General features: G+C 52.4%; 5 protein-coding genes and 1 tRNA gene. 4 read left to right on the forward strand and 2 right to left on the reverse strand.

Features of this window, described 5'->3' with window-relative positions; genetic code table 11:
* A partial coding sequence (locus JKK62_RS08425) for an alpha-isopropylmalate synthase regulatory domain-containing protein (RefSeq protein WP_279380615.1) occupies positions 1-651 on the forward strand: 651 nt, incomplete at its 5' end.
* A 151-nt stretch (positions 652-802) separates the two neighbouring features.
* On the opposite strand, the gene JKK62_RS08430 is transcribed toward JKK62_RS08425, so the two are convergent.
* A tRNA-Cys gene (locus JKK62_RS08430) sits at positions 803-877 on the reverse strand.
* An 88-nt stretch (positions 878-965) separates the two neighbouring features.
* On the opposite strand from JKK62_RS08430, the gene JKK62_RS08435 reads away from it, so the two are divergent.
* The gene (locus JKK62_RS08435; protein ID WP_201427536.1) at positions 966-1,457 is read left to right on the forward strand and encodes a SprT-like domain-containing protein; all 492 of its coding nucleotides are present in this window, start codon (positions 966-968) and stop codon (positions 1,455-1,457) included.
* Positions 1,458-1,486: 29 nt separating this feature from the next.
* Here JKK62_RS08435 and JKK62_RS08440 read toward each other — a convergent pair whose 3' ends face one another.
* Positions 1,487-3,166: a VanW family protein gene (locus tag JKK62_RS08440; protein ID WP_201427537.1), complete on the reverse strand. Its 1,680-nt coding sequence runs from the start codon at positions 3,164-3,166 to the stop codon at positions 1,487-1,489.
* 268 nt (positions 3,167-3,434) lie between these two features.
* Here JKK62_RS08440 and JKK62_RS08445 point away from each other — a divergent pair, with 268 nt between their 5' ends.
* Positions 3,435-4,565 carry an MGDG synthase family glycosyltransferase gene (locus JKK62_RS08445; RefSeq protein ID WP_201427538.1) on the forward strand — a complete coding sequence of 377 codons (1,131 nt, stop codon included), beginning with the start codon at positions 3,435-3,437 and terminating at the stop codon, positions 4,563-4,565.
* Positions 4,562-5,500 (forward strand): serpin family protein (locus tag JKK62_RS08450; RefSeq protein WP_279380616.1); only part of this gene is annotated, 939 nt, incomplete at its 3' end. The genes JKK62_RS08445 and JKK62_RS08450, both read left to right, overlap by 4 nt.

Below are 5,500 nucleotides of genomic sequence, written 5' to 3' on the forward strand. Positions count from 1 at the left end.
GGCTATCAGTACATGAAGGAAAGCGGCACCGATTACTGGGAGATCCCGTATCTGCCGATCGACCCTGCCGACGTCGGCAGAGAGTACGAGCCGATCATCCGCATCAATTCTCAGTCCGGCAAGGGCGGCGCGGCGTTTGTTATGAGCAACAACTTCGGCTACGATCTGCCCAAGCGCATGCACCCCGAATTTTCAAAGCTCGTTCAGGCAAAATGCGAGGCTCTCGAGCGCGAGCTGATTCCGAAAGAGCTGTTTGAGGTATTCGAGCAGAACTACCTCGAGCACCCGATGAAGTACACCCTCACCAGAAGAAAGATTTACGAGGAAAGCGAGTTCGGCAAGGACTACGTTCACTTCAAGGGCAGAATGAAGCTTGACGACGGCACCGAGCTTAAACTGCAGGGTACCGGCAACGGCCCGATCGACGCCTTCTTCAACGCGCTGAAATCGGTCGGTATCGACAAGTACGAGTTCATCTCCTACAGTCAGCACGCGATTTCGCAGGGTTCCGACTCAAAGGCGGTCTCGTACATCGAGCTGAGAAAGCCCGACGGCAAGAACATCTTCGGCATCGGCATTGACGCGAACGTAAACGTAGCTTCGGTGCTCGGCGTTCTCAACGCCATCAACCGCGCGGAAGCAACCGAATAAAATATGGGAACCTCTAATAATTCCTTACCGCGCATAAGCACGACATTGAATTATTTGAGACTCCCATAACAACACCCCGTTCCGAAAAGAGCGGGGTGAAATTTATCGGAAGCAAAGAAAAAGAGCGCTTCCGAAAGGAAACGCTCACGCTTGGAGGCGACAGGCGGATTTGAACCGCCGCATCAGAGTTTTGCAGACTCGTGCCTTACCACTTGGCTATGTCGCCGTAACAAATAGTATTATAGCATCAAACGCGGTCTGTGTCAAGGAGTTTTTTCAAAATCCTTTACATTATATGCGACGAAAGGAAAACTATGCGTGATTTACTGAAATATGCCGCTGAATGTATGGCGGGTCTTGACCGTTTGGGCATTCGATACGCCAAAGACGTTCGATTTACCGTGAACGCCCGTGCGACCTCGCGGCTGGGTCTTTGCCGCAAAAAGGGCAGTCAGTACGAAATCGAGATCTCTCACCTGCTGCTCGACGAGCGCACTCCCGAGGAAAGCCTGAAAAACACGCTCTGCCACGAGCTTCTTCACACCTGCTACGGCTGTATGAAGCACACGGGCAGGTGGAAGGCTTACGCCGAAAGGGTCAACGCCGCCTACGGGCTGAACATAAAGCGCGCTGCAGCCGCCGGGGACAGAGAGATTCCCGAGGAGCTGCTGCCAAAGGCAAATTACCTTGTTCGCTGCGAAAGCTGCGGCACGGAATACGGCAGGCAGAAGCTGTCGCCGCTGATTCAGCACCCGGAGCGCTACCGCTGCGGCAAATGCAAAGGAAAACTCAATAGGATAAAATAAAGGGTCCGGCAGTGCCGAACCCTGATTTTTTATTCTCCTTCTCCGCCTGCTTCTTCGGGAACAACCGGAGGTTCCTCCTGCGAGCTTTGCGACGGAGTATCGCTTGAGGCGTCGCTGCTTGAAGGCGGATCTGTTTCAACAACGGGATCGCTGTCGCTGCTCTGCGGAGTCGAGGACTGCGAACCGCCGCCGCCACCGCCGCCGCCGTCGTAATAGCTGTCGTTGTCGCCTGAACTGTTACTGTCGCTGCCTGAGCCGCCGAGCTTGGCATCGTTGTCAGCCGCGATGAACACAACGCCGTAATCCAAATCGTAGGTGGACTTGAAGAGCTCCTCGCTGTCTACCTCCTTGCCGTCCTTGAGGTAGATTCGCCACGCTCTGACGGTGTAGGACTTGCTGCCCTGGTCGGTGACCTCGTTGCGGGTATGGATGTCGTCCCACTTGTCTGACTTAACCCCCCAGAACGAGGCGTAAAGCGTGCTGCCCTCAACCCTGCATTCGAGGAACATCTGATATTTTGTGGGATTGCTTAAAACGAGGTCGAGGTTGGGATAGTCGATAGTCGCGTCAAGACCCGTGGGAACGTAGGAAGAAGCCCACTGATGGTTGTGACGCTCCTCGATCTCCAGATTTGCGCGTACCGCCGCGTTGTAAATCGTGGAGCTTGCCTGACAGATACCGCCGCCAATGCCGTCGATGATCTTGCCCTCGGAAATTACATGGGCTGACTTGTAGCCGTTCGACTCGAGGTTTGAGTCGCCTGTGCAGCTGTTGAACGACCAGTTTTCGCCCGGTTTGATAACGGAGCCGTTGCACGCGGAAAGAGCGACCTTCATATTTGAGGTGCCGTTTTCGGTGTTGGTGGAGTAGGTCTCGTAGGTTGAGAGCTTAACGAGCTTGGACTCAAGCGTTTCGGCGTCCATATCAGCCTTTAATGTCTCGGTAACGGCGGCGATCTTGCTTACGCTGTTGCCCTTGCTGAAACCGTCCTTGATCTTTGTGCTGAGATCCTTTGCGTCCACCTTGATTCCGTTAACCGCCTCCTCAAAGCTGAAACGGTTCTCGCTGTACGGCTTAAAGTCGGTCACATATGCGTTTTTAGGCTCGGAGTCGTTCTCCTCACAGAGCTTGCTGACGTTTTTGGTGATCGAATCGTCGACAACGGCAGCCGTTATTGTGTAGGTGGTCTTGCCGTTTTCGTCGGTCGCAAGCTGATTCTTCTCCGTGTCGCTCTTGATCTGAGCGAGAACGTCGTCTATATTATAGGTATAGGTGAAATCAGCTTCCTTGAGCTGAAAATTCTTTCCGTTGACGTCGATATCAAAGGTAATGGGAGTGACGAACTTATCCTCGTTGCGCTCGAGAAGCTTTTTTGCAAGCTCCACGGTTCTGTTGGAAATGTCCACGCCCGAAACCACGGTGTTTTCAGCGTACATGAACTCTTCCGACTGCTTTGCGGCTTCGGACTCCTTGTTGAGATTCTGAAAAAGCAAAACTCCCGCAGCGCCCAAAACCACGACAACCGCAGCGGCGACCGCCGAGATGATGACTATCTTCTTTTTTCCGCCGTTAGGATTAGAGGGGCCGCCGGCGCCAAAGCCGTCGCTGTAGCCTTCAGCGGCAATCGGCGTACCGGAGGAAATATCTATCAGTCCGTCGTTTCCCAGAACTACGTAGTCGTTGCTCTGATTACTATTGTTTATGCTCATAATTCACCCCTGAATCACAATGCTCGTCTATAAATAAGGTTAATTTTTCTTATTCTGATACAGTATTATTCTACAATAAAAAATTCCAAAAATAAATTGGTAAATAAAGAAATTTAATCGCTCATTTCATTTCTTTTTTTGTATAATATTAAAATTAGTCAGATATTTTAAATTATCTGTTGAAATCCTCCGCGATAAAAAGTATAATATTATTATGTACATCTACAGCTAAATAAACCCGAAACGTGAAAAACACAGAGGAATGGATATGAATATTTTAATTTTTACAGCGTCCACCGGCGGCGGCCATAAACGCGCGGCGGCTGCTATTGAAGCTAAAATTCAGTCGACGAGTCCCGAAACCACCGTTAACGTGGTCGACGGCATGAAGGCTATAGGCAAGTTTTACGACAAGACCGTTTGCAAGGGCTACCATATTATGGCGACCAAAACTCCCTCCGTTTACGGCAAGCTCTACCGCCTCACCGACGAGAGCAAGCCTATTGCAAAGGCGGTTGTGAAGTCGAACGAGATTATGGCTACAAAGCTCCTCGAGGTCATTGAGAAGTACAATCCCGATATCATCATAATCTGCCACGCCTTTATCACCAACATGGTTTCGCGCCTCAAAGGAAAAGGCAAAATTCACGCGAAGGTCATCAGCCTTATTACCGACTACGACTCCCACCGCACCTACATTTCGCCTAATATCGACGCGTTCGTTCTCGCCGAGCCGCAGATGAAGCGCAAGCTCTGCGAGGAGTACGACGTTCCCGAAAGCAAGATCTTTCCGCTGGGAATCCCGACCTTCGACCGCTTCTCGGTGAGCGAAACAAAGGAGGAAATCTGTCACCGCGAAAGGCTCAATCCCGATTACCCGATCGTACTTATGATGGCAGGCTCCTTCGGCGTGACGGGAGTTCTCGATTTCTACGAGCAGCTCGCAAAGAAAAGCGAGAAAATCCAGATCGTAGTCATCACGGGCAGAAACATCCGCCTTTTCGACCACCTCGACAAAAAAATCCAGGAGCTTGGCACCTCCAAAAACACAAAGCTTCTCTACTTTGTCGACAACGTTGAGGATTACATGCACATCGCCGATCTGATCGTTACAAAGCCCGGCGGCCTGACCGTTACCGAGAGCATCGCGTGCAGCCTGCCGATGGCTATTTACAGCGCCTTCCCCGGTCAGGAAGCGGACAACGTAGACTTTTTGCTCAAGCAAAACGCCGCTTTCCTTGTTGACAAGAAGAACGGCGCAGACGAGATACTTGAGCTGCTCCGCTCACCCGAAAGGCTCAGCGCAATGAAGGAAAGCTGCCGCAGACTCGCGCTTCCCAACGCGGCTGAGGATATCTTTAACCTCGCGAAAAAGCTCTACGGCGAGGATAATATATGAAAAAGCTTACGGCAATAATTTCCGCAGCGCTCTGCGTCTGCCTTGCGGCTTGCTCGTCTGCGGGCGGCTTCCCGGACAGCGAGATACTGTCAAACGGAGTAAAGCGCAGCAAGGATACCTCGGCGACCTTTAACTACTCCGACGGCTGCCGCGAGGCTCCCTCGTCATACAACAGCTTCGCGAACACCGTTACGGGCTTCTCGCTGAAGCTTCTCAGAAATTCCTACGACGGCAAGGCGGTCTCGCTGACTCCGGCGAGCGCCGCGGTTCAGCTCGGACTGCTCGCAAACGGCGCGAAGGGCGACTCGCGCTCAGAGATCCTTCTCGCTCTCGGCGGAGAGCTTGACCTCGATTCATATAACACCTGCAGCTCGTACTTCAAGAGCCGCATGGAAAACGTCGGCAGGATCGCGCGCGCCCGGGAAACCGGCAAAAAGGACGGGACTAAAACCCTCACGCTCGGCGGCGCTCTGTTCATCAACGACAAGAGCGACATTAAAACCGCGTTTTTACAGGCAAACGCCGATTTTTACGGCGACGACATTATCCGCTACGACTTTTCTTCCGGCGCAGACAAGCTCACCGACTACCTCGGCGATAAAATCACCCTTTCGGGCGACGAGAGCGTCGCCTCATACTCCGAGCTTAACCTCTCGGACGTCTGGCTTAACCAATCGCTTGAGGCTGAGGAGCTTTCGATGCAGAGCGGCAACGCGCGCGGAATAGTAAAATACACCGCGAACAATCCGCTCAAGGCGCTTTTCATCATGCCCGACGGCGATTTCGACTCGTACGTCAGGAACTTCGACAGCGTTGAATACTCAAAGCTGCTCGACAGCGTCGACTTTACCAAGCGTCAGGCGGCGGTGATTCCTCCGTTCCAAACCGAGGCGCAGACAGCCGAATTATCCTCTGTTCTCCAAAAAATCGGACTA

It is taken from the genome of Ruminococcus difficilis, assembly GCF_016680995.1.